Source organism: Salegentibacter agarivorans, from assembly GCF_900113135.1.
Lineage (GTDB): Bacteria > Bacteroidota > Bacteroidia > Flavobacteriales > Flavobacteriaceae > Salegentibacter > Salegentibacter agarivorans.
On record NZ_FOOH01000010.1, the window covers coordinates 47,372 to 68,294 of the forward strand.

The 20,923-nt window shown below is 37.5% G+C and carries 18 protein-coding genes; 5 read left to right on the top strand and 13 right to left on the bottom strand.

Features of this window, described 5'->3' with window-relative positions; translation table 11 throughout:
* The first annotated feature begins 146 nt into the window (after positions 1 to 146).
* Entirely contained in the window at positions 147 to 776 is a 630-nt protein-coding gene (locus BM084_RS09025) for a carbonic anhydrase (protein WP_093304400.1), read from the top strand.
* Between the two features lie 241 nt (positions 777 to 1,017).
* On the opposite strand, the gene BM084_RS09030 is transcribed toward BM084_RS09025, so the two are convergent.
* The 7 genes from BM084_RS09030 to BM084_RS09060 all read right to left on the bottom strand — a co-directional run bounded on the left by BM084_RS09030 (position 1,018) and on the right by BM084_RS09060 (position 6,826).
* Positions 1,018 to 1,410: a group III truncated hemoglobin gene (locus BM084_RS09030; protein WP_075325068.1), complete on the bottom strand. Its 393-nt coding sequence runs from the start codon at positions 1,408 to 1,410 to the stop codon at positions 1,018 to 1,020.
* Positions 1,411 to 1,419: 9 nt separating this feature from the next.
* Positions 1,420 to 1,701 carry a hypothetical protein gene (locus BM084_RS09035; protein ID WP_075325067.1) on the bottom strand — a complete coding sequence of 94 codons (282 nt, stop codon included), beginning with the start codon at positions 1,699 to 1,701 and terminating at the stop codon, positions 1,420 to 1,422.
* Between the two features lie 131 nt (positions 1,702 to 1,832).
* The gene (locus BM084_RS09040; RefSeq protein WP_093304404.1) at positions 1,833 to 3,110 is read right to left on the bottom strand and encodes an acetyl-CoA hydrolase/transferase family protein; all 1,278 of its coding nucleotides are present in this window, start codon (positions 3,108 to 3,110) and stop codon (positions 1,833 to 1,835) included.
* A 1-nt stretch (position 3,111) separates the two neighbouring features.
* A complete protein-coding gene (locus tag BM084_RS09045) occupies positions 3,112 to 3,690 on the bottom strand; it encodes a YceI family protein (protein WP_093304407.1) in 579 nt (192 codons plus the stop codon).
* Positions 3,691 to 3,818: 128 nt separating this feature from the next.
* On the bottom strand, positions 3,819 to 5,078 hold the full coding sequence (locus BM084_RS09050; protein ID WP_075325064.1) for a hypothetical protein: 1,260 nt from the start codon (positions 5,076 to 5,078) through the stop codon (positions 3,819 to 3,821).
* Positions 5,079 to 5,103: 25 nt separating this feature from the next.
* Positions 5,104 to 5,691, bottom strand: a complete 588-nt coding sequence (locus BM084_RS09055) for a YceI family protein (RefSeq protein ID WP_075325063.1) — start codon at positions 5,689 to 5,691, stop codon at positions 5,104 to 5,106.
* Between the two features lie 256 nt (positions 5,692 to 5,947).
* Positions 5,948 to 6,826, bottom strand: coding sequence for a cell division protein FtsX (locus BM084_RS09060; protein ID WP_075325062.1), 879 nt, complete (start codon positions 6,824 to 6,826; stop codon positions 5,948 to 5,950).
* Positions 6,827 to 7,173: 347 nt separating this feature from the next.
* On the opposite strand from BM084_RS09060, the gene BM084_RS09065 reads away from it, so the two are divergent.
* Positions 7,174 to 8,118, top strand: coding sequence for a ketopantoate reductase family protein (locus BM084_RS09065; protein ID WP_317040657.1), 945 nt, complete (start codon positions 7,174 to 7,176; stop codon positions 8,116 to 8,118).
* On the opposite strand, the gene BM084_RS09070 is transcribed toward BM084_RS09065, so the two are convergent.
* The 4 genes from BM084_RS09070 to BM084_RS09085 form a co-directional block, all read right to left on the bottom strand.
* Positions 8,115 to 10,529 (bottom strand): glycoside hydrolase family 31 protein, encoded by a 2,415-nt coding sequence (locus tag BM084_RS09070; RefSeq protein ID WP_093304414.1) that lies wholly within the window; start codon positions 10,527 to 10,529, stop codon positions 8,115 to 8,117. The genes BM084_RS09065 and BM084_RS09070 overlap by 4 nt on opposite strands.
* Positions 10,530 to 10,641: 112 nt before the next feature.
* Positions 10,642 to 12,552: a 1,4-alpha-glucan branching protein GlgB gene (glgB, locus tag BM084_RS09075; protein WP_093304416.1), complete on the bottom strand. Its 1,911-nt coding sequence runs from the start codon at positions 12,550 to 12,552 to the stop codon at positions 10,642 to 10,644.
* Position 12,553: 1 nt separating this feature from the next.
* Entirely contained in the window at positions 12,554 to 13,822 is a 1,269-nt protein-coding gene (locus BM084_RS09080) for a glucose-1-phosphate adenylyltransferase (protein ID WP_075325058.1), read from the bottom strand.
* Positions 13,823 to 13,824: 2 nt separating this feature from the next.
* Complete coding sequence (locus BM084_RS09085; RefSeq protein ID WP_075325057.1) at positions 13,825 to 15,234, bottom strand: glycogen synthase; 1,410 nt, start codon at positions 15,232 to 15,234, stop codon at positions 13,825 to 13,827.
* 312 nt (positions 15,235 to 15,546) lie between these two features.
* On the opposite strand from BM084_RS09085, the gene leuS reads away from it, so the two are divergent.
* Positions 15,547 to 18,405, top strand: coding sequence for a leucine--tRNA ligase (gene leuS, locus BM084_RS09090; RefSeq protein ID WP_075325056.1), 2,859 nt, complete (start codon positions 15,547 to 15,549; stop codon positions 18,403 to 18,405).
* 211 nt (positions 18,406 to 18,616) lie between these two features.
* Here the strand turns inward: leuS and rimM are convergent, their stop codons facing one another.
* Both rimM and BM084_RS09100 read right to left on the bottom strand, forming a co-directional pair.
* Positions 18,617 to 19,144, bottom strand: coding sequence for a ribosome maturation factor RimM (rimM, locus tag BM084_RS09095; RefSeq protein ID WP_075325055.1), 528 nt, complete (start codon positions 19,142 to 19,144; stop codon positions 18,617 to 18,619).
* A gap of 14 nt (positions 19,145 to 19,158) precedes the next feature.
* Positions 19,159 to 19,737: a 30S ribosomal protein S16 gene (locus tag BM084_RS09100; protein ID WP_075325054.1), complete on the bottom strand. Its 579-nt coding sequence runs from the start codon at positions 19,735 to 19,737 to the stop codon at positions 19,159 to 19,161.
* A 264-nt stretch (positions 19,738 to 20,001) separates the two neighbouring features.
* On the opposite strand from BM084_RS09100, the gene BM084_RS09105 reads away from it, so the two are divergent.
* Together BM084_RS09105 and BM084_RS09110 are read left to right on the top strand one after the other, a co-directional pair.
* Positions 20,002 to 20,448, top strand: coding sequence for a ferritin-like domain-containing protein (locus tag BM084_RS09105; protein WP_075325053.1), 447 nt, complete (start codon positions 20,002 to 20,004; stop codon positions 20,446 to 20,448).
* 24 nt (positions 20,449 to 20,472) lie between these two features.
* Positions 20,473 to 20,922: a ferritin-like domain-containing protein gene (locus BM084_RS09110; RefSeq protein ID WP_075325052.1), complete on the top strand. Its 450-nt coding sequence runs from the start codon at positions 20,473 to 20,475 to the stop codon at positions 20,920 to 20,922.
* Position 20,923 lies beyond the last annotated feature (1 nt).

Here is a 20,923-nt window from a genome sequence, read left to right on the forward strand (position 1 = left end):
GCTCTTTAGCTGCGTGCTACTTTGCTAATTATAGTAGAAAACCTTATGTTTATGCACGTTCCCAAAATGCAGCTCCTGCTTTTATTTAGAAGGAATGCATAAAATTAAACTTGGGAAGAAGATGATAACTTTATATAACGAAAGAAATGGAGATTAAAGAAATTTTTGAAAACAATAAGAACTGGATTCAGGAAAAATTACAAAAAGACGCAAATTACTTTAGCGATCTGTCTAAAGGCCAAGACCCGGATATTCTTTACATAGGTTGCTCAGATAGTAGGGTTACAGCTGAAGAACTAATGGGAGTAGCGCCAGGTGATGTTTTTGTACATAGAAATATTGCTAATATGGTGCCCAATACTGATCTAAGCGCCATGTCTGTAATAGATTATGCGGTTGCCCATCTTGGGGTTAGACACGTAGTTGTATGTGGCCATTATTATTGCGGGGGTGTTAAAGCCGCTATGCAATCTCAGGATTTGGGTATTCTAAATCCCTGGTTAAGAAATATTAGGGATGTATACCGTATTCACCAAAATGAACTGGATGATATTAAAGACGAAGAAGCACGTTATAAAAGACTTGTTGAATTAAACGTGCAAGAACAGTGTATTAATGTAATAAAAACTGCAGAAGTACAGAGAGCATTTTTAGATAGAGGGATAACCGTGCACGGTTGGGTTTTCGATATTCATTCTGGTAAGTTAATTGACCTTAAGATCGATTTTTCAGAAATCCTGAAAGATGTGATGAAAATCTATCATTTAGATAGTTAATAAATACAAACCTTAGATGTAACTCAAGTTACAGGCTAAAATAATAGTTACAGCTCTTTCCTTAGGAAAGTTGTTCTGGGTAATTATTTATCGATAAAATAAATTTTAAGAGGCTGTCTAGATTGATCTAATTTAGATCTTTTCCGAAGTTTTAAGATTGTTTTATTTATTTAGGATTAATTTTTAAATAATTCTGAAATCAATTTAAAATAATGATTTAAAATCTTTCTAGACAACCTTTTTATGCTTTGTTTTCTCTAGCCTGAAACATCTTTAAATATAAATGTGAAGACATCTTCCTGGCGTTATTTTTTGCCCGGTTGGCGAGTTCACCTTCGTACAATTCGTCTATAGTTTCAAACCATAAGTTTAGCCAAATCCCAAAATGGTAATTGGAAATCTCCTGGTTGTTTTCCTGGTCTACTTTTACGTGAACCTTTTGAGGATTGCCCTTGTAGGTTGCTTTAAAAAAGAGATTGCTTTCCCAGAAATCGGTTAATTTCTCGAAATGGGCATCCCAGTCTTTTATTACCTCATTGAAAAAATGACCAATTTCAGGATTTTGCCTTACTTTTTTATAAAATCCGGAAACCAGTAAAAAAACATCTTCCCGGGTTTTAATATCATTTTTCATACAGTGGTGCTAGAATATATTTATAAGGATAAAGATAGAGGATATTGCAAGGCTAAGCAAAAGTGCATTAAATACTATTTTAGATTTAAACTGCGCTAAAATCACGGTATTGAAGCCCATACAAACTATAACTACAATAAAAAGCTGAAGCATATCTATAAATGTATGTCCGTTCATTAAAATTAGCATTGCAGCCACAGATCCTAAACAGCTGGATGCGATAATACCAATTGCTGAATATCCCATACTCATTTCTTCAAAATCGGCCAGCAAAGTTTTGTAAAGTTTCATAGTTTTTAATTTTAAATGTGAGGTAAAATTAAGGTTGAAGCTGCTGGAATCTTATGAGCATAATCATAATTGAATTAAAAAAGCCTGGAAAAATTGAATTTCTCCAGGCTTTAAAAATATTTTAAGTGCTTCTATCTAAATTGATTATGTGATTCTTTCTCTAATTGCTCCCTATGGTCTGGATGCGCTATAGAAATAAGTTCTTTAGCTCTTTGTTTCAGGTTTTTTCCATAGAGATTTACAACGCCATATTCTGTAGCAATATAATGCACGTGTGCCCGGGTTGTGGTTACGCCGGCGCCTTCTTTTAGAAAAGGTACAATCTTGGAAATACCGTTTTTGGTGATAGATGGCATTGCAATAATAGGTTTTCCACCTTCAGAAAGTGCTGCTCCTCTTATAAAATCCATTTGCCCGCCAACGCCAGAGAATTGATATTTCCCAATAGTATCGGCACAAACCTGGCCGGTAAGATCTATTTCTATAGCCGAATTTATAGCGGTTACTTTAGGGTTTTGTCTAATTATAGCCGTATCGTTGGTATAAGCCGCTTCTTTAAAATGCACAATAGGATTATCATCAATAAAATCGTATAAATCAGGTGAACCTATGGCAAAACAGGTCACCAGTTTTCCGGTTTTTATTTCCTTACTTGCCCCGGTAATTACTCCCGATTTTACCAATGGCAAAATTCCGTCAGAAAACATTTCAGTATGGATTCCCAGGTTTTTGTGGTTTTGAAGATTATTTAAAACTACATTGGGAATACCCCCAATTCCCATTTGGAGGGTAGCGCCATCATCAATTAGTTCGGCTACATGTTTACCAATTTGTTTTTCAATTCCGGTAGGAGCAGTAACACTGGTAGCAAAAATAGGCTGATTCACTTCTATGGCAGCCTCAATCTGGCTGCTGTGAATAATTCCGTCCCCGTGGGTTCTTGGAACATTTGGGTTTATTTGCGCAATTACTTTTTTAGCCTTTTGAATAGCGGGTAACGTGATATCTACTGAAACTCCCAGCGAACAATATCCGTGTTTATCGGGTGGGGAAACCTGGATAAAAGCAACATCTAAAGGCAAGATATCCCTGCGGAAAAGGTTATGAATCTCACTTAGAAATATGGGAATATAGGTTCCTTTATTAGAATTGACCGCATTTCTAACGTTGCCGGCAACAAAACACGTGTTGATGCTAAAAGAACCGGCGTAAGGTTCTTCGGTGTATTTTGCTTTTCCCTCGGTATGAATTTGTATAATTTCAACATCGGTCAATTCATTATAACGATCGCATAATGCATCAATTAGGGTTACCGGCGTCATTGCGGCACCCTGAATAAAAATGCGGTCACCAGATTTTACTTTGGCAACCGCATCCTGAGCTGATAATATTTTTAGATGATTCAGCATTTTAGGTTTTAACGTTTAAATTGAAATTAATTTCTATTACTTCATCCAGGACGATGAGCCCAAAGATTTTACTGGGTGCTTCCAGGTTAAAATCTTTAATATTAAGCTTCAATTTCCCATCAAAACATAGTTGTTTATCTCTTGTAATCTCTACCGGAAACTTATAATCTTTATTAACCCCTGCAATGGTGAAGCCTATGGTTACTATAGAATTTCCTTCCTCGCTCATATCTATTTTCTTTAGTTTCAAGAGGATTTCAGGATGTTCTTTAGATTTTAGAAGTTCGTGAAAGTCTTTATTTATTTTTCGGTTGCCACAATCAAAATTCACATTTTCCAGGGGTAAAACACTATTCTTAAAATGAAGAATTTCACCATTCTCTGTATAATGCACTTTAAAAGTTTCATTTTTAAACCTAAGGGTATTAAAATCACATTCAAAATCGTTGATATTGGTTGTGCCTTTAATGCTTAAGTGACTATCTGGAAGAATATCAATTTTTCTGGTTTCCAAACCGGTTTGCGCTACTCCCGTAATAGTAAAAAATAATATAAAAAGTAAAGGAATATAAGTTTTCATCCTGGTTTAATTTAGGGCATTTCTATAAAGATAAGTAATTGAATTCTGGTTAAGAAATGGTTGGCAACAGGAGATAAAAAGCCCCGGTGAATCTCTTGTGAGATAGCAACCGGGGCTCAACATTCAACTTAAAAACTAATCGCTGCTTCTAGCATAAGTCCGTTGAAATTACCTTCGTGCAGAATAGTTCCAGGGTTAAATCCATTGTAGTCCTGAGTTACATATTCTACTTTCGCAAGGATGTTCTTGGTCATAAACCAACCTGCACCTAATTGGTATCTGGTAATATCTATGTCGTTACCGCCCATTTCAGTTCCTTCTACAGTATTGTATCGTCCACCTATATAGAAGTTTTCATTTTGACCGAATCTGTAGATCAATTCAGCTGCAATTTGGTCAAAATCTCTGTCGCTTGTTTCAGCATCTGCTTTTCCGCTCGCTCTTTCATATGTTCCGAAGAATTCTAATCCTTTGTATTTTACAAAAGGGTTGAACATAAAGGCAGTTAGCTCATTTCTAAGACCAGGGTTATAACGTCCAGATCTAAAGTTTCCTGCAGAAGAAGCATCTGGGTTCTCCATTACAAGGTAGTATCTAGAACCTGCACGGTCTGCACTGTATAAATATGCGTTAGAACTTTTACCGGTGTGATAAACAGATCCTGTTAATCTTACTCTTAGATCTTCAGCTACATAATCGTCGTATCCTAATTTTGCAAGGAAAGAAGCTCCAGTTGTTCCGGGGTTATTTACGGCCTGGTTTAATTTACCGTTTGTAAGTCCTACCATTCCAATAAAACCGTTGTCTCTGTAGTATACTTCAGCACCAACTTCGGTAGTGAAGCCATCCATTATATAGTTTCCAACAAATGGGTTGTGGATTGCCTGTGCGTTATCGGTTCTTCTAAAGTGAGCATCACCATAGTTGTTTTCCATATGACCAATTTTCACAGTTACCTTGTCCATTAAGTCTTCCATAAAACCTTCTCTTACAAAGTTTAATTTATCAATCTGGATGTAACCACCTTTTACATAAGGTTCTGGGTGGTGCCGAGAAGATAGGTATGTTCTAAGGTGCATTCTAACTCCATCGTATAGAGCAACATCCAGGTCAAGGTTGGCAGTAGCCAGGTTAAAGTTGTCTCCAATTTCAATTAGTGGTTCACCAGAGTTTTCGTGATCTATAGCCTGGAATTGAATAGTAGAAGCACCACCAACTCTTACTTTTACACCGTCAAAATCTGTAATGGTATCCTTAGGAGCCTCAAAAACGTTGATTCCTCTTTTATCTGGAGCTCTATAGTTATCCAGGTCTCTGTCCTGTGCCTGCATTTGCAAGCCAAAAAGAACGAATGCAATTAAGCCGAAGTATTTGATTGAATTTTTCATTGTAATAATTTTTAAAATTGAATAGTTATTTAGAAAATGTAGATTTGAATTTAATAGTTACTTCCTCGCCGGTGGTAATTGTTCCAAACATAGCAGTAGGAGGGTCAATCTTGTAATTGGTCATATTAAGGCTTTCTTCACCATTTATTTCCAATTTGTTTCCGTTAAGCTTAGCAGTGAATTCTACCGGTACTTGTTTAGAAACTCCCGAAATTTTTAAAGTCGCAAGGCCATTTACTTTGTAAGAGTTGCTGCCGTTGGCTTCAATCTTCTTAACCTCGTCTAACTTAAATTCGATGTTTTTATATTTATCGGTATTAAGTGCTTTGTAAGCATTTTTGTCCATTCCGCCTTTTCCACTTTCCAGGCTTTCAGCTGGAATACTTACCTGAAGTTTTGAGATTCCTGTTAATTTCCCGTCTTCAGTGGTAATGGTTGCACCTCCTTGCTTTGAGGTTGCCTTCATTTCCCAATCGTGGATGTTAGAGGTTCCTTCAACAATAATTTCAGAAGAATTATCCATTTTGAAATTTTGCCCGAACATGTTGCCTGCGGTTAGCAACATAAAAAATACACCTGTAAGAATTACTTGATATGATTTTAAAACTTTCATGATATTAGGTTTTTAAGTTTGGTACAAAGTTGGGGCAGAAATGCAGCAGAATCTATGACGAGAGTCAGTTTTGAGAATGTTTATTTAAATGATTTTTAGGAGACACGATAAGGAACTTTATAGTGTTTACAAGGGGTTTCGCTTACTAAAACGTTTGCGATTATCAAATATACCAAGATATTTTAGCCGAAAAAAATTAGAAAATTATTCTGAATTATTCCTGTTTCTGAGAAAAAAGAAGGCTAAAGCAAGCTTATTAGTAATAAAGCTCGTCGGTTTTTAGGTTTAAAAACCGGGAGGTAGCAAAAAATGTACTTAGCCAGGTAATAAGGATTCCCATAACGAAAACGCCTATAAACAAAGCGGCGAGTAATTTTACATCTGAAGTTAATGAGAGTTGTGGGAAGCTATTGTTAAGATAATAGAGTGCCCCGGCCATACCAATAAGTGCGATTATGGCGCCAATTATTCCCAGTTTTACACTTTGCCAAATAAATGGCCTGCGAATAAAGCCTTTTGTAGCGCCTACCATTTGCATGGTCTTAATAATAAATCGTTTAGAATATACCGAAAGTCTAATAGAACTGTTTATAAGCAATACCGCGATAAAGGTGAAAACCCCGCTGGCAATAAGCACCCAGAAACTAATTTTCTTTACATTTTCGTTTAAAAGTGCAATAAGAGGTTTATCATAAATTACTTCATCTACAAAATTTTTAGAAGTAAGATCGGCTGCTATTTCATCTACCTGTTCGCCAGAGACATAATCGGCGTTCATATAAACATCTATAGAATTCTGCAGAGGATTATAGCCTAAAAACTCCATAAAATCCTCACCTATTTCCTTGCTGTGGGCTTCGGCGGCCTCTTCTTTAGAAACATAGGTGGTAGATTTTGTATAATCTGCCATTGCCAGGCTTTTCTTGAGTTGTTCTATCTCAACTTCTTTGGCGGTATCTTTTAAATATACGGTGAGCGCAATTTGCTCTTTAAAATGATCGGCTACTTTTTTGGTGTTTAAAACCAGTAAACCTAACATTCCCAATAAAAAAAGTACTAAAGCAATACTAATCACTACCGAAAAATAAGACGAAATTAATCGACGTCTTTGGTACTTTTCAAAAGATGTGCTCATAGGTAACTTTAGATTTTTTGTAAAAATAAAAAAGATAAGCTTGCAATATCTTTAAAACGTTTAAAGTTTAAAAAAATTAGCAAGTACAAAAAATATTTTAGTCAGGAATCTCAGAAATATCTATAAGTTGTCTCAAAAAAATCTAATTTCGTCAAGCTGAACTTGTTTCAGCTTCTAACATGTTTAATAACTTAGAGGTTATAATAAGTTTAAAATCCTAGCTTATTGTAAGAGACCAAATTTTACATCCTGCAAGGTTTTTTTATACCTTGTAGGTTTGGGAACTTTTGCAAACCTACGAGGTATAAAAAAACCTCGCAGGAAAGGTAGGTTAATTCTATTTTGCAATGAAAAGCACAAATAATATGAAAATTTTAATCTTCGGAATTGGTGGTGTTGGTGGTTATTTTGGTGCGAAACTCGCCCAGGCGGGTTATGATGTAACGATGATTGCCCGCGGAAAACATTTGGAAGCAATTAAGAAAAACGGGCTCGTAGTTGAAAGTATCAACGGGAATTTTAAAGTGAAACCTGATTTGGTTACCGATAATTTAGCCGAAGTTCCTACTCCAGATTTGGTGATTTTAGGAGTTAAATCCTGGCAAATCCAGGAAGTAGCAAATAAATTGAAGCCACTAATTTCGCCCGAAACAATTGTTTTGCCTTTACAAAACGGTGCAAATAATGTTGAAAAATTACAGGAAATTCTTCCGAAGAAAAATATACTCGCTGGCCTCTGCCATATTGTGAGTTTTGTAGAAAAACCCGGAAAAATAAAACACATTTCTTTTGAACCCCGAATCACTTTTGGTGAGATTGATAATTCAAATTCAGAAAGAATTCAGCAATTAAAAAAGGTATTGGATAAGGCTGAAATCACCAATTTTATTCCTGAAAATATTCAGCTGGAAATTTGGAAGAAATTCCTCTTCATAACTACCATAAGTGGTCTTGGCGGATTAACACGGGTTTCCATAGATAAAATAAGGGAAAGCGAATATTTATATGAACTTTTACAAAAAACCGCTCAGGAAATTAAATTAGTGGCTAATGCTAAAGGAATACCGTTAGCAGACGAACACCTGGAAAAAGCTTTTGAAATTATTCAAAATCAGCCCACGGGAACCACAGCTTCCACACAACGTGATATTATGGCGGGACAACCTTCAGAATTAGAAAATTTCAACGGATTTATAGTAAAAGAAGCCGAAAAATTAGGCCTTGTAACACCCGTAAATAAAATGATCTACGAGTGTTTACTGCCTATGGAAAGTGAAGCGAGGGATAATTAGTTCTCCCCGTTTTCCCCATTGAAATCCAGTTCTGAAAAGTTCTCATCTATAATCATAGTGAGGCACCCGTTAACCTGTAAATGCTCCAAAGATTTAGTTTCATTATCCAGCTGAATCGTTTTTATTTCAAACGGTAACCCGTGGATTTTTAATTTGAAATTTTTGCAATCGCTTTCAAAAGAGCCTTCTTTATGCTGCTGAATAATTAACTGGTTTTTCCTTCCGGTAAGTTTAAAACTTCTTAAGCAGAAACGCCCTTTAGTATAATCGTATCCATCGTGCGCATCTTCAAAGAATTGAGAATCTTCCTTGCCTTTTTTGTAGTAAACTTCAAGAGTTATTTCTTCTATTTTTTTCTCCGAGACGTACTGTTGAACAGGATATTTGGGAATAATAGTACCTTCCTTAATAAAAACTGGCATACTGTCTATATCGGCATCTACCCACATTTCCTTGCCGCCTTTTACCAATTCGTCGGTCCAGTAGTTATACCAATTTCCACGTGGTACATACATACGTCTACCTTTGGCATTTGGCTCTATTACGGGGCAGGCAAGAATACTATCTCCAAAAATAAATTCATCTATTCTATAGTGCGTGTTCACATCTTCCTGGTCAAACATTACCAAAGATTTTATCAGCGGAACGCCTTTTTCAGTATAATCCCAAAATGCGGTGTAGAGATAAGGAAGTAATTGGTAACGCAATTCAATAAATTTTCGAACAATATCGGTAATATCTTCATCAAAAGTCCAGGGTTCCTGGTCGCCGTGATCTCCGGAAGAATGCACCCTGAAAAATGGGTGAAAAGTTGCTAATTGAATCCATCTTGTGAAAAGTTCACCGTGAGGTTGTTCAGCGAAACCGCCAATATCACTTCCGGCAAAAGAAAATCCGGACATTGCCAGGCGCTGTACCTGCACGTTCGCGATCCATAAATGTTCCCAGTTGGCGATATTATCGCCAGTCCAGGTTGAGGTGTAACGCTGAGTACCGGAATATGCTGCTCTGGTAATCACAAAAGGCCTTTTTGGGTGGGAGAATTTCTTTACGCCGTGGTAGGTTGCCCGGGCCATTTGCATTCCGTAAATATTATGCGCTTTTCTGTGGCTGCAGGGATTTGCATCATAATCGTGCCTTACATCGTGCGGAAAAGTCTTATTTGGCACTTCCATCACCGCGGGCTCGTTCATATCGTTCCAGATACCTTTAACCCCAATATCTTCAATTAATTCTTTAAAAAGTCCGGACCACCATTCCCGAACTTTCGGATTGGTGAAATCGGGGAAATAGCATTCTCCCGGCCAAACTTTTCCTTTAATATAAGGGCCATCGGCGCGTTTACAGAAATAATCGTTTTCCAGTCCTTCTTTATAAACCCAGTAATTTTTATCAATTTTAATCCCGGGATCTATAATCGCAACGGTTTTAAAACCATCGGCTTCAAGTTCCTTTACCATTCGTTTTGGATCTGGAAAATATTCTTTGTTCCAGGTAAAGCAGCGGAAACCTTCCATATAATCAATATCCAGGTAAATAGCATCACAGGGAATTTGCAATTCCCTGAATTTAGAAGTGATTTCTTTTACTTTACTTTCAGGGTAATAGCTCCATTTGCATTGATGAAAACCAAGTGCCCACAAGGGTGGTAAATCTGGTTTTCCGGTTAAATCGGTATAGTATTCTACAACATCGGTCATTTTTGGGCCGTAAATGAAGTAGTAATTCATCTCGCCTCCCTGTGCCCAAAAACTGGTTACAAAACGCCGTTCCTGCGCAAAATCAAAATAAGACCTAAAGGTGTTGTCAAAGAAAATTCCGTAGGCTTTTTTATTATGAAGCCCGGTGTAAAACGGAATGGTTTTATAAATAGGATCGGTATCTTTTCCGTAGGCATAAGAATCGGTTACCCAATTTTCAAAGCGTTTTCCTTTTAAATTAAGGTGTCCCGGTTTATCCCCAAGTCCAAAATAGCTTTCTCCATCGTGAGAAACTTTACTCATTTTTACGATGTCACCCCCAAATTCGTAGCTTTCTTCCCAATGGAAGCCCAGCTCATCTTCATTGATTAATGTACCGTCTGCCCGATCATAAATCTTAACTCTTAAACCCTTTTTTGAAACTTCGCAAATAATTTTGGTAGTGGTAATGCTATAATTGTCCTCCTTTTCTTCAATATCTAATTGATTATAGCCTATGCTTGCGTGTTTGGTAATTGCATAAGAAAAATCTTTAGCAAACATCCCGGTGGTAGAATATCTAAAGCGAAGCAAGCCATCTCGTAGGATAGTAATTTGCAATGCAACATCATTTTCTGTGGTAAAATAGAGTGTGTCCACATCTTTACGGAAGGAAACTACATTAGATGGAAAAGCATTTCCTTTTTGTTCTAACTCGGTATTGGTGATCATATTTTATAATGGATTACTGGGCAATAAAAGAACTGAATTGTTTTGATATATAAGTTAGTATTCACAAAATATTTATGAGCGTTTATTAACTATATCGTTGTTTTTCATTTAACTAAGCCAAATACTTAAAAGCAAGCATCGCCAGTGGTGGAAGTTTGATAGTGGCAGAATGTTTTTTACCCTGCCATTCTTTTGAGGTTGCGGGTTTCCTTGGATTTTTATATTTCCCTGTACCGTGATATTCTTTTTTATCGCTGTTGAAGATTTCCTCAAGTTCACCTGCTTCAGGTAAGCCAATTTGATAATTCTCCCGCGGAATAGGGGTTAGATTACAAACAATAATTAAATTATCTTTCGGCGTATTTCCTTTTCTAATAAAACTAATTACCGAATTCTCGGCATCGCTATAATCTATCCACTCAAAACCATCTTGCACAAATTGCTTTTCATATAAAGCAGGTTGGGATTTATAAAATTGATTTAAAGCTTTTATTATTTCCTGTATTCCTTTGTACGAATCATATTCCAGTAAATGCCAGTCTAAACTCTTTTGAAAATTCCATTCTTCACTTTGTGCAAATTCACAACCCTGAAACAGTAATTTTGTTCCCGGATGCATAAACATATACGCATATAGCAAGCGTAAATTGGCAAAACGTTGCCATTCGTCTCCCGGCATTCTTCCTAAAATTGAATGTTTGCCATACACCACTTCATCGTGAGATAGTGGAAGCATAAAATTTTCGGTAAATGCATAGGTGAGGGAAAAAGTAATGTTGTTTTGGTGATGTTTTCTGTAAATGGGTTCTTTCGCAAAATACTGAAGCGTATCGTGCATCCAGCCCATCATCCATTTCATCCCAAAACCGAGTCCGCCGAGAAATACCGGTTTTGAAACCCCGCTATAAGCAGTAGATTCTTCGGCAATGGTTTGTACATCTGGATAAGAGGCGTAAACTTCTTTGTTTAATTCTTCTAAAAACGATATCGCCTCCAGGTTTTGATTTCCCCCATATTGATTGGGTTCCCATTCGCCTTCTTCCCGGGAATAATCCAGGTACAAGATAGAAGCCACGGCATCTACCCGAATCCCGTCAATATGAAATTGTTCTAACCAGTATAAAGCGTTACTAATTAAAAATGCTCTTACTTCGTTTCGGTTATAATTAAAGATTAAACTTTTCCAGTCGGGATGATAGCCTCTTTTTGGATCGGGGTGTTCATAAAGGTGTGTTCCGTCAAAATAACCGAGTCCGTGGCTGTCTTCCGGAAAATGAGAAGGTACCCAATCCAGGATTACTCCAATATCATTTTCGTGAAGTTTGTCTACTAAATATTTAAATTCATCGGGATAGCCAAATCGCGAGGTTGGCGCGAAATATCCGGTAATTTGATATCCCCAGCTTGGGTCGTATGGATATTCCATAATAGGCATAAACTCTACGTGAGTAAACTCCATTTCTTTTACATAGGAAACCAGCTCTGTAGCGAGTTCCCAGTAAGAAAGTGACCTGTTTTCTTCAGTTTTTTTCTTCCAGGAAGATAAATGCACTTCATAAACCGAAAAAGGAGCGTTTAATGAATTATGTTTTTTTCGTTTTTCAAGCCATGATTTATCTTTCCACTCATAACTGTCTTCCCAAACTACAGAAGCAGTATTTGGCGGGTGTTCGCAGCGCCTGGCATAAGGATCGGCCTTTTCGGTAATAATGCTATTATGGTGACTATGGATTTTATATTTATACAAATTTCCTTTTTCAACATTGGGAATAAAACCTTCCCAAATACCGCTACCGTCCCAACGCACGTTTAGTAGATGTTCGTCATCTTTCCAGGAATTAAAATCGCCAATTATCGAAACCTGTTTGGCGCCGGGTGCCCAAACTGAAAAATAAGTTCCTTTAAGCTTATTAAGCGTAATGGGATGTGATCCAAATTTCTCGTAAAGGCGAAAATGCTTACCCGATTTAAACAGGTTAATATCAAATTCTGAAAATAAACTGTGCGTTATAACTTTTGTCATACTATCCTATGGTTGTTCCAGGGGGAAGTACTGCTTCTTTTTTAAGCACTACAATTCCTTCTTTAATTACGTAAGCATCGGTTTCATCATCTTCTAAATGTGGGCCACCGTTTATGGTAGTATTGTCTCCAACTCTACAATTTTTGTCGATTATTGCATTTTGAATGTTGCAATTTTCCCCTATCCCGGCCAGGATTTCAATATTATTTCCTTCAATTTCTTCTAAAGATTCATAAAAATCGGTTCCCATCATATAACAGTTTTTTATAACTGAACCTTTTCCAATCCTCGATCTCACACCAATTACCGAAGATTCAATTTCTTTGGCGTGAATAATACAGCCTTCAGCAATAACCGATTTTTTCAAATTAGTACCAGAAATTTTTGAAGTGGGAAGAATCCGTGCTCGCGTATAAACCCTGTTTTCCATATCATATAGATTGAATTTAGGGATATCGTCTGTCAGGCCAATATTTGCTTCAAAAAAAGATTCTATGTTTCCAATATCGGTCCAGTAACCTTCAAATTGATAACCGCAAACCTTTTTATTTCCTATAGCCTGCGGAATTATCTCTTTACCAAAATCTACCGTACTCTCATCGTCCATTAATTTTACCAACAATTCCCGGTTAAACACGTAAATTCCCATAGAGCCGAGATAATTTCTGCCTTCAGCTTCCATTTCGGGGCCTACCGGGGAAGTCCAGTCGGGTAAAAGATCAGATTTCGGTTTTTCTATAAATGAAGTGATATTGTTATCCTGGTCGGTTTTCATAATCCCAAAGCTCGGGGCTTCTTTTGCATTTACGGGTACAGTACCAATAGTAATATCGGCGCCAGTATCTATATGCTGCTGAACCATTAAATTATAATCCATATGATATAATTGATCGCCGGAAAGGATTAGGAAATAATCGAATTTATGCTTTTTAAAATGATGCATTCCCTGTCTAACCGCATCTGCCGTGCCCTGGTACCAGGTTTTGTTGTGTGGTGTTTGCTCTGCCGCTAAAACATCTACAAAAGCCGAACTAAAAAAGCTGAAGTGAAACGTGTTTTTAATATGCTTATTTAACGACGCCGAATTAAACTGAGTTAACACATACATTCTTTTAATGTTGGAGTTAATACAGTTGGAAATTGGAATATCTACCAGGCGGTATTTACCCGCAATTGGCACGGCGGGTTTAGATCTACTTTCTGTTAATGGGTGAAGCCTGGTGCCCTGGCCGCCTCCAAGAATAACCGATAATACTTTGTCGTTTAACATAATTAGCCGCTTTTTAAGGAGTTATACAAATCAATATATTGTTTAGCCGAAACATTCCAGGAATGGTCAATGCTCATTATGTATTTCCTGGTTTTCTTAAAGGTACGCTCTTCCTTGTAGAATTGTACGGCCCTATTTATGGTTTTAGAAATATCTATTTCTGAAGCTTCAGCGTGAGAAAATCCAAATCCGCCATCTTCAATATCTATTACAGTGTCTTTTAAGCCACCAATACTTCGCACTAAGGGAATGGTTCCGTAGCGCAGGGAGTATAATTGGTTGAGTCCGCAGGGTTCTACGCGGGAAGGCATTAATAAGAAATCTGCCCCGGCGTAGATGAGGTGCGAAAGCTTTTCATCGTAACCAATAAAAACATTATAAACCCCTTTATATTTTTTCTTCAAATTCTCTAATGCGTTTTCTACTTCAGAATTTCCAGAACCTAAAATGAGAATATTGCATTCTTTTTTTAAAAGAATTTCTTCTAAAACTGTGGGTAGTAAATCGGCTCCTTTTTCGTAAACCAGTCTTCCAATAAAAGCGAATAAAGGCTTTGAAGCCGAAAAACCAAATTGTTTACACAGCCATTTTTTATTAGCTGTTTTTCCGGTTTGAATATTTTTAGCTGAATAATTTTTTTCGATAAATTCATCGGTTTCAGGATTCCAAACTTCAGTATCAATTCCGTTTAGAATTCCAACACATTTTTTATTTTCGTGACTCAATAAACTTTCCAATCCATTCGCAGCCTGTTGCAATTCTTCCATATAACTCGGGGAAACCGTAGTTACCCGCCAGGCGCATTTTATGCCTGCAGCTAAAGGGTTTATCACGCCATCCCAATCTAGTAAACCGTTATTAGAAATATCAAAAGCCGGGAGGTAATACACTTTATCGTGCGAAAACCAACCCTGATATTGGGCATTATGAATTGTGAGAATAACCGGAATTTGATTCAGGGATTCATATTTAAAACATTCCTGCGCCATAAATGGAATTAATCCCGTATGATGGTCGTGACAGTGAATTATAGAGGGTTTTTCTTTTAAAGTAAGTAACCAATCCATTACCGCAATTTGGAAAGCCGTAAAACGCGCGGTGTCATCATCGGAATACACGAAATTTTTAAATAAGAGTTTTGGTATATCTACAAACAGCACGTCAATATCTAAAACCTCTTCTTTTAATTTCAAGAATTTATAAGGATAAATCTCTTCGCCCAAAACCAATTCTGATTCGTAAATACTTTTAAAACTGTGAGCTGCACTAAATTTATTATCATAAAATGGCATAATTACCTTAGCACCAACACCAGCTTCAGACTGGTATTTTGGTAAAGAACCAACTACATCTCCCAAACCACCAACCTTTGCAATTGGGTAGCATTCAGCGCTTACGTGTATTACGTTCATATAAAAATCTTTGAAAGATTATTGATTTAACCAGGTGTTTTTTAGTGAATTTTAGGATGATTTTTTTATGAAAATTTAAAATCATAGCCATTGAAATCACCATTTCCCTATAAATCTACTGAAATAATAGGATAAGCTGCATTAAGGAAGTCTTAAAACTGTTTCTATTTGGTATTAAGATTTGTTTCAGATAGAAACTTATCTTCTAATCCATTACACCTAAATTCCCATAAGTGGTTTAAAATTGTAAATTTGCAGGCATTAATAAAAAGTCGCGTTGCGCGTAATTTAGCAGGTAAGAAAAATATAACAATGAGTTACAACTTTAACGAAATTGAAGCCAAATGGCAAAACTACTGGGCCGAAAACCAAACTTTTCGTGCCAGCAATTCATCAGATAAACCAAAATATTACGTGCTGGATATGTTTCCTTATCCATCTGGTGCCGGACTTCACGTAGGACACCCGCTGGGTTATATTGCCAGTGATATCTATGCTCGCTACAAACGTCACAAAGGTTTTAATGTTTTGCATCCACAGGGTTACGATAGTTTTGGCTTGCCTGCCGAGCAATATGCAATTCAAACCGGGCAACATCCTGCGCTTACCACGGCGAAGAATATTAAAAGATACCGCGAGCAACTCGATAAAATAGGTTTTTCTTTTGATTGGAGCAGGGAAGTGCGCACCAGTGACCCCGAATATTATAAATGGACACAGTGGATATTTATTGAGCTTTTTGAAAGTTGGTATGATATGGAAGCTGAAAAGTCCAGGGCAATTTCAGAATTAGAAGAAATTTTTGCTGCTGAAGGGAATTCCCGGGTAAATGCTGCCTGCGATGATGATGTGGAAGATTTTTCTGCAGATAGCTGGAATAATTTTTCTTCTGAAGAAAAGCAAAGAATATTATTAAAATATAGACTAACCTATTTAGCTGAAACCGAAGTAAACTGGTGCCCACAACTGGGAACCGTTTTAGCTAACGACGAGATTGTAAACGGCGTTTCAGAGCGTGGAGGCTATCCCGTGGTGCGAAAAAAAATGACGCAATGGATTATGCGAATTTCAGCATTTTCAGAGCGTTTATTACAAGGTTTAGATCAACTGGACTGGACCGAAAGCTTGAAAGAAAGTCAGCGTAACTGGATCGGGAAATCGGTTGGGGCAATGGTTCATTTCAATTTATACGGTGAGACTCTGAAAAAAGTAAAAGATGATGGAAGCCTCGCTGAACATCAAAAAAGGATTTCAGTTTTTACTACCCGACCTGATACTATTTTTGGCGTGAGTTTTATGACTTTAGCGCCGGAACATGATTTGGTTAAAAAGATTACAACCCCGCAACAAAAAGAAGAAGTTGAAGCCTATATCGCTGCCAGTGCAAAAAGAAGTGAGCGTGAACGTATGGCCGATGTAAAAAGTATAACCGGTGTATTTACCGGGGCTTATGCCGAGCATCCTTTCACCAAAGAACCGGTACCAATCTGGATTGGGGATTACGTGCTTGCCGGTTATGGAACCGGTGCCGTAATGGCGGTTCCTTGTGGTGACCAGCGGGATTATGATTTTGCAAAACATTTGGAAATTCCTATTCCTAATATTTTTGAAAACACCGATATTTCTGAGGCTGCTTTCTCCGGAAAAGAAGGTACGGTAATCGCGAACTCCGATTTCCTTAGCGGCCTGGAATATAAAGAAGCGCTGCAAAAAGTGATTCTGGAATTAGAAAAAACCGGTCACGGTTACGGAAAAACAAATTATAGATTGCGCGATGCGGTATTTAGCCGCCAGCGTTATTGGGGAGAGCCATTTCCTGTTTATTACGTAAACGGAATGCCGCAAATGATAGATGCCCAGCATTTACCTTTGCGACTTCCCGAAGTTGAAAAATATCTACCTACCGAAACCGGCGAACCGCCATTAGGAAATGCGACTACCTGGGCCTGGGACACAAAATCCCACGAGGTGGTAAGCAATAAGGAGATAGATGATAAAACGGTATTTCCACTGGAATTAAATACTATGCCGGGTTGGGCCGGGAGTTCCTGGTACCTTTTCCGCTATATGGATGCCGGAAACGATAATGAATTTGTTTCTAAAGAAGCTCAAAAATACTGGGAGAACGTCGATTTATATATAGGCGGAAGTGAACACGCCACCGGCCATTTATTGTATTCCCGTTTCTGGACAAAGTTTTTGCATGACCGTGGACAACTTTCGGTAGAAGAACCTTTTAAAAAGTTGATTAACCAGGGGATGATCCTGGGGCAGAGTGCTTTTGTTTATAGACTGGAAGGAGAGAACGTGCTGGTTTCTAAAAGTCTGGTTGGAAAGAATCAGGTTCAGCCTATTCACGTTGATGTTTCTTTAGTTAATCATTCTGATGAATTGGATATTAAAGGTTTTAAAGAATGGCGTCCCGAATTTAAGGATGCTAAATTTTTAAACGAAAAGGATGGTTCTTATATAGTAGGTCGCGAAGTCGAAAAAATGTCTAAATCCAAGTACAACGTGGTAAACCCCGATGATATTTGTGAAGATTACGGAGCTGATACTTTAAGAATGTACGAGATGTTTCTTGGTCCGTTGGAACAGGCAAAACCCTGGAATACCGCTGGAATCACCGGGGTGCATAATTTCCTGAAAAAGCTTTGGAAATTGTATCATAGTGGGGAAAAATTTGAAGTTTCGGAAGAAAAAGCTTCAGCCGATTCTTTGAAAAGTCTGCATAAAACCATTAAAAAGGTTACTGAAGATATCGAGGAATTCAGTTTCAATACTTCGGTTTCTACTTTTATGATTTGTGTAAATGAACTTTCAGCACAAAAATGCAATAGCAGGGAAATCCTGGAGCCGCTAGTGATTTTACTTGCGCCATATGCGCCTCATATTTCAGAAGAACTTTGGAGTAAATTAGGGCATTCAGAATCTGTAGTAACGGCTGAATATCCGGTTTTTGAAGAAAAATATTTGGTAGAAAGCACTAAAAACTATCCGGTTTCTTTCAATGGGAAAATGCGATTTACAATGGTATTGCCACTGGATATGCCAAAAGATGAAATCGAAAAAACCGTGATGGCAGATGAAAGAACTCAGAAACAATTAGACGGAAGAACACCTAAAAAAGTGATTGTAGTTCCAGGTAAAATTGTAAATATTGTAGGTTAAAAGTTTAAAGATTATATAATTTGAAAAATCCGTTTCCTGGTATTGGGGAACGGATTTTTTATTTTGGAACGATTTGTCACTTATCGTCACCCTGAATTTATTTCAGGGTCTAAGTTGTTAGAGGCTGAAACAAGTTCAGTATGACGAGTTATCATGAATGTATTTCTGCGTCAGGTGAAAACCATCACTGCAAACTGCCTACTAAAAACTGCTAACTGAGATACAACTCCACCAAACCTTCTGGAGTAGTTAGATAAATGGTGTTGTTTTCCTTATCTATTTTATCTATAAACTCATCGTTCATAGGGATAAGGATTTGCTTTTCGCCTTTTTGAATTTCAAAGAGAGCCTGTGCAGTACTATCGTTTATAGAAGTGATTTTGCCAATATTACCGTGGGTGGCATCTATTACGTCAAAACCTATAATTTCGTGAAAGTAGAACTGGTCGTCTTCCAGCTCTGGAAGCATAGTAAGTGGAAGATAAGTAAGAGCGCCTACAAGGTCTTCGGCATCCTGCTCGGTTTCAATATCTTCAAATTTAACGCGAAGTAAGGTGCTTTTTTGCAGCGAACTTCTTTCAATAAAAAATGGAACCAGGTTCTCATTATATTCAATGAGCACTGATTCCATTTCTAAATACATTTCGGGAACATCGGTGTCTAATTTAATAAGCACCTCGCCCTTAAAGCTAAATTTACCAACGATTTTACCTAAAAAGAAACATTCGTCTTTAGTCATCGCCAGTTAAGGTTTTAGCCTTTTTTTTCTTCGGTTTTTGCTTCTTCGGCAGTCTCTTGATCAACTTCCTTTTCCACATTAGCCTCAGGTTCACCCTCCTCGGTTACCGCAGCACCTTCGGCTTCAGCAGCAGCGGCCGCTTCGGCTTCTTTTGCTTCAGCTTCACGCTTAGCGTTCACCTCTTTTTCAGCATCAAGAGCTTTCTTTCTAGCTTCTTGTTGTTCTTTGGTTAGGTTATCTTTCTTAGCAGCAATTTTAGCTTCTTTTTCTTCCAACCAGGCTTCGAATTTCTTCTCAGCTTCTTCTTCAGTTAAAGCGCCTTTTTTAACGCCACCTGCAAGGTGTTTTTTAAGTAAAACTCCTTTGTAAGAAAGAATAGCACGAGCAGTGTCTGTTGGCTGCGCACCGTTTTCTAACCATTTTACCGCTCCGTCTACATCTAACTCGATTGTAGCAGGGTTGGTGTTTGGATTGTAGATTCCTAATTTGTCTAAGAATTTACCATCTCTTTTTGAGCGCGCATCTGCGGCTACGATCCAGAAAAAAGGTTTTCCTTTTTTACCGTGTCTTTGTAATCTTAATTTTACTGGCATAAAAATTAATTTGTGGGGTTCCCGACCCCGATTATTAATAAGGCTGCAAAGATACTACATTTTTCTAATTCACAAGGAGTTGGACTTAAAATAAATTTTAGATGCCGGCAGGCTATAAATCACCGAATTTGGGAAGTTTTTAGGTTAAAATAAGACGCTGTTGTTAAAAGCAGTTAATTAGTGCTAAACCCTGTTAAACAGGTTGTTGCTGTAGATTGGGCGCTTTATCTTTATAACTGAATTTATTAAAAAAGCGAAGTGAAGATGAGATATCCTGAAAAAGTTTCAAAAAAATTGAACGCCTTACTTGAAAAGAATTATGATGCCGAGAAAGGCTATAAATATGCTTCTGAAAACTCTCAAAACCCACAGCTTAAAGCTTTTTTTTCTGAAAGGGCTCAGGAACGATACGATTTTGGCCACGAGCTTAAAACTGAAATCCGTGATTTTGGGGAAAATCCCGAAAAAGGTTCCAGTTTAGCCGGTGACGCCCATCGTACGTGGATGAACCTAAAAACAAATTTTTCAGGAAATAAAGATGAAGCTTCGCTGGAAGAAGCAATAAGGGGCGAGAAGGTAGCTGTAGATGAGTATGAAGAGGTTTTAAAAGATCCCGAAATACCGCCAACAACGGCAAATCTATTATTAAAACAAAAGAATGGGATAGTAGCCTCACTCAATAAATTAAAGAGTCTGGAATTAGAAGCCTAATTGTCAATAAAAAATTAATCAACTATGAGAACCAAAGAAGAAATGGGCAATAAGCTCAACGAATTACTTGAAAAGAGTTATGATGCACGAGAAGGCTTTAACGCTGCATCTAAAAATGCAAAAAACAGGAAGCTTCAGGAGTTTTTTAAACAAAAGTCACAGGAGCGGGAAATCTTTATTAAAGAATTAAGGGAAGAGATTACAGGCTATGGCCAGATACCCAAAGAAGATGGTAGTGCAAAAGGAGATATCCACCGCACCTGGATGAAGTTAAAATCTTCTGTAGAGAGTGACAATGATGAAGCTATGCTGGAAGAAAGCTTGCGTGGGGAAAAGGCCGCTTTAGAAGATTATAAAGAAATAACTAAAGAAAAAGATTTACCGCCAAGTTTAAGTTCTAAACTTAACAGGCAGCAACAAAATATACAAAGCAGCATTAATAACGTAAAAGTGTACGAACAGATGTTTGATTGAA

What these genes read in the sequence shown, in the direction of transcription:
- rimM (WP_075325055.1), bottom strand. Translation starts at nt 19,144, where the DNA reads ATGACTAAAGACGAATGTTTCTTTTTAGGTAAAATCGTTGGTAAATTT.
- leuS (WP_075325056.1), top strand. Translation starts at nt 15,547, where the DNA reads ATGAGTTACAACTTTAACGAAATTGAAGCCAAATGGCAAAACTACTGG.
- BM084_RS09105 (WP_075325053.1), top strand. Translation starts at nt 20,002, where the DNA reads ATGAGATATCCTGAAAAAGTTTCAAAAAAATTGAACGCCTTACTTGAA.
- glgB (WP_093304416.1), bottom strand. Translation starts at nt 12,552, where the DNA reads ATGACAAAAGTTATAACGCACAGTTTATTTTCAGAATTTGATATTAAC.
- BM084_RS09060 (WP_075325062.1), bottom strand. Translation starts at nt 6,826, where the DNA reads ATGAGCACATCTTTTGAAAAGTACCAAAGACGTCGATTAATTTCGTCT.
- BM084_RS09080 (WP_075325058.1), bottom strand. Translation starts at nt 13,822, where the DNA reads ATGTTAAACGACAAAGTATTATCGGTTATTCTTGGAGGCGGCCAGGGC.
- BM084_RS09050 (WP_075325064.1), bottom strand. Translation starts at nt 5,078, where the DNA reads ATGAAAAATTCAATCAAATACTTCGGCTTAATTGCATTCGTTCTTTTT.
- BM084_RS09070 (WP_093304414.1), bottom strand. Translation starts at nt 10,529, where the DNA reads ATGATCACCAATACCGAGTTAGAACAAAAAGGAAATGCTTTTCCATCT.
- BM084_RS09040 (WP_093304404.1), bottom strand. Translation starts at nt 3,110, where the DNA reads ATGCTGAATCATCTAAAAATATTATCAGCTCAGGATGCGGTTGCCAAA.
- BM084_RS09035 (WP_075325067.1), bottom strand. Translation starts at nt 1,701, where the DNA reads ATGAAACTTTACAAAACTTTGCTGGCCGATTTTGAAGAAATGAGTATG.
- BM084_RS09055 (WP_075325063.1), bottom strand. Translation starts at nt 5,691, where the DNA reads ATGAAAGTTTTAAAATCATATCAAGTAATTCTTACAGGTGTATTTTTT.
- BM084_RS09085 (WP_075325057.1), bottom strand. Translation starts at nt 15,234, where the DNA reads ATGAACGTAATACACGTAAGCGCTGAATGCTACCCAATTGCAAAGGTT.
- BM084_RS09100 (WP_075325054.1), bottom strand. Translation starts at nt 19,737, where the DNA reads ATGCCAGTAAAATTAAGATTACAAAGACACGGTAAAAAAGGAAAACCT.
- BM084_RS09065 (WP_317040657.1), top strand. Translation starts at nt 7,174, where the DNA reads ATGAAAAGCACAAATAATATGAAAATTTTAATCTTCGGAATTGGTGGT.
- BM084_RS09045 (WP_093304407.1), bottom strand. Translation starts at nt 3,690, where the DNA reads ATGAAAACTTATATTCCTTTACTTTTTATATTATTTTTTACTATTACG.
- BM084_RS09110 (WP_075325052.1), top strand. Translation starts at nt 20,473, where the DNA reads ATGAGAACCAAAGAAGAAATGGGCAATAAGCTCAACGAATTACTTGAA.
- BM084_RS09025 (WP_093304400.1), top strand. Translation starts at nt 147, where the DNA reads ATGGAGATTAAAGAAATTTTTGAAAACAATAAGAACTGGATTCAGGAA.
- BM084_RS09030 (WP_075325068.1), bottom strand. Translation starts at nt 1,410, where the DNA reads ATGAAAAATGATATTAAAACCCGGGAAGATGTTTTTTTACTGGTTTCC.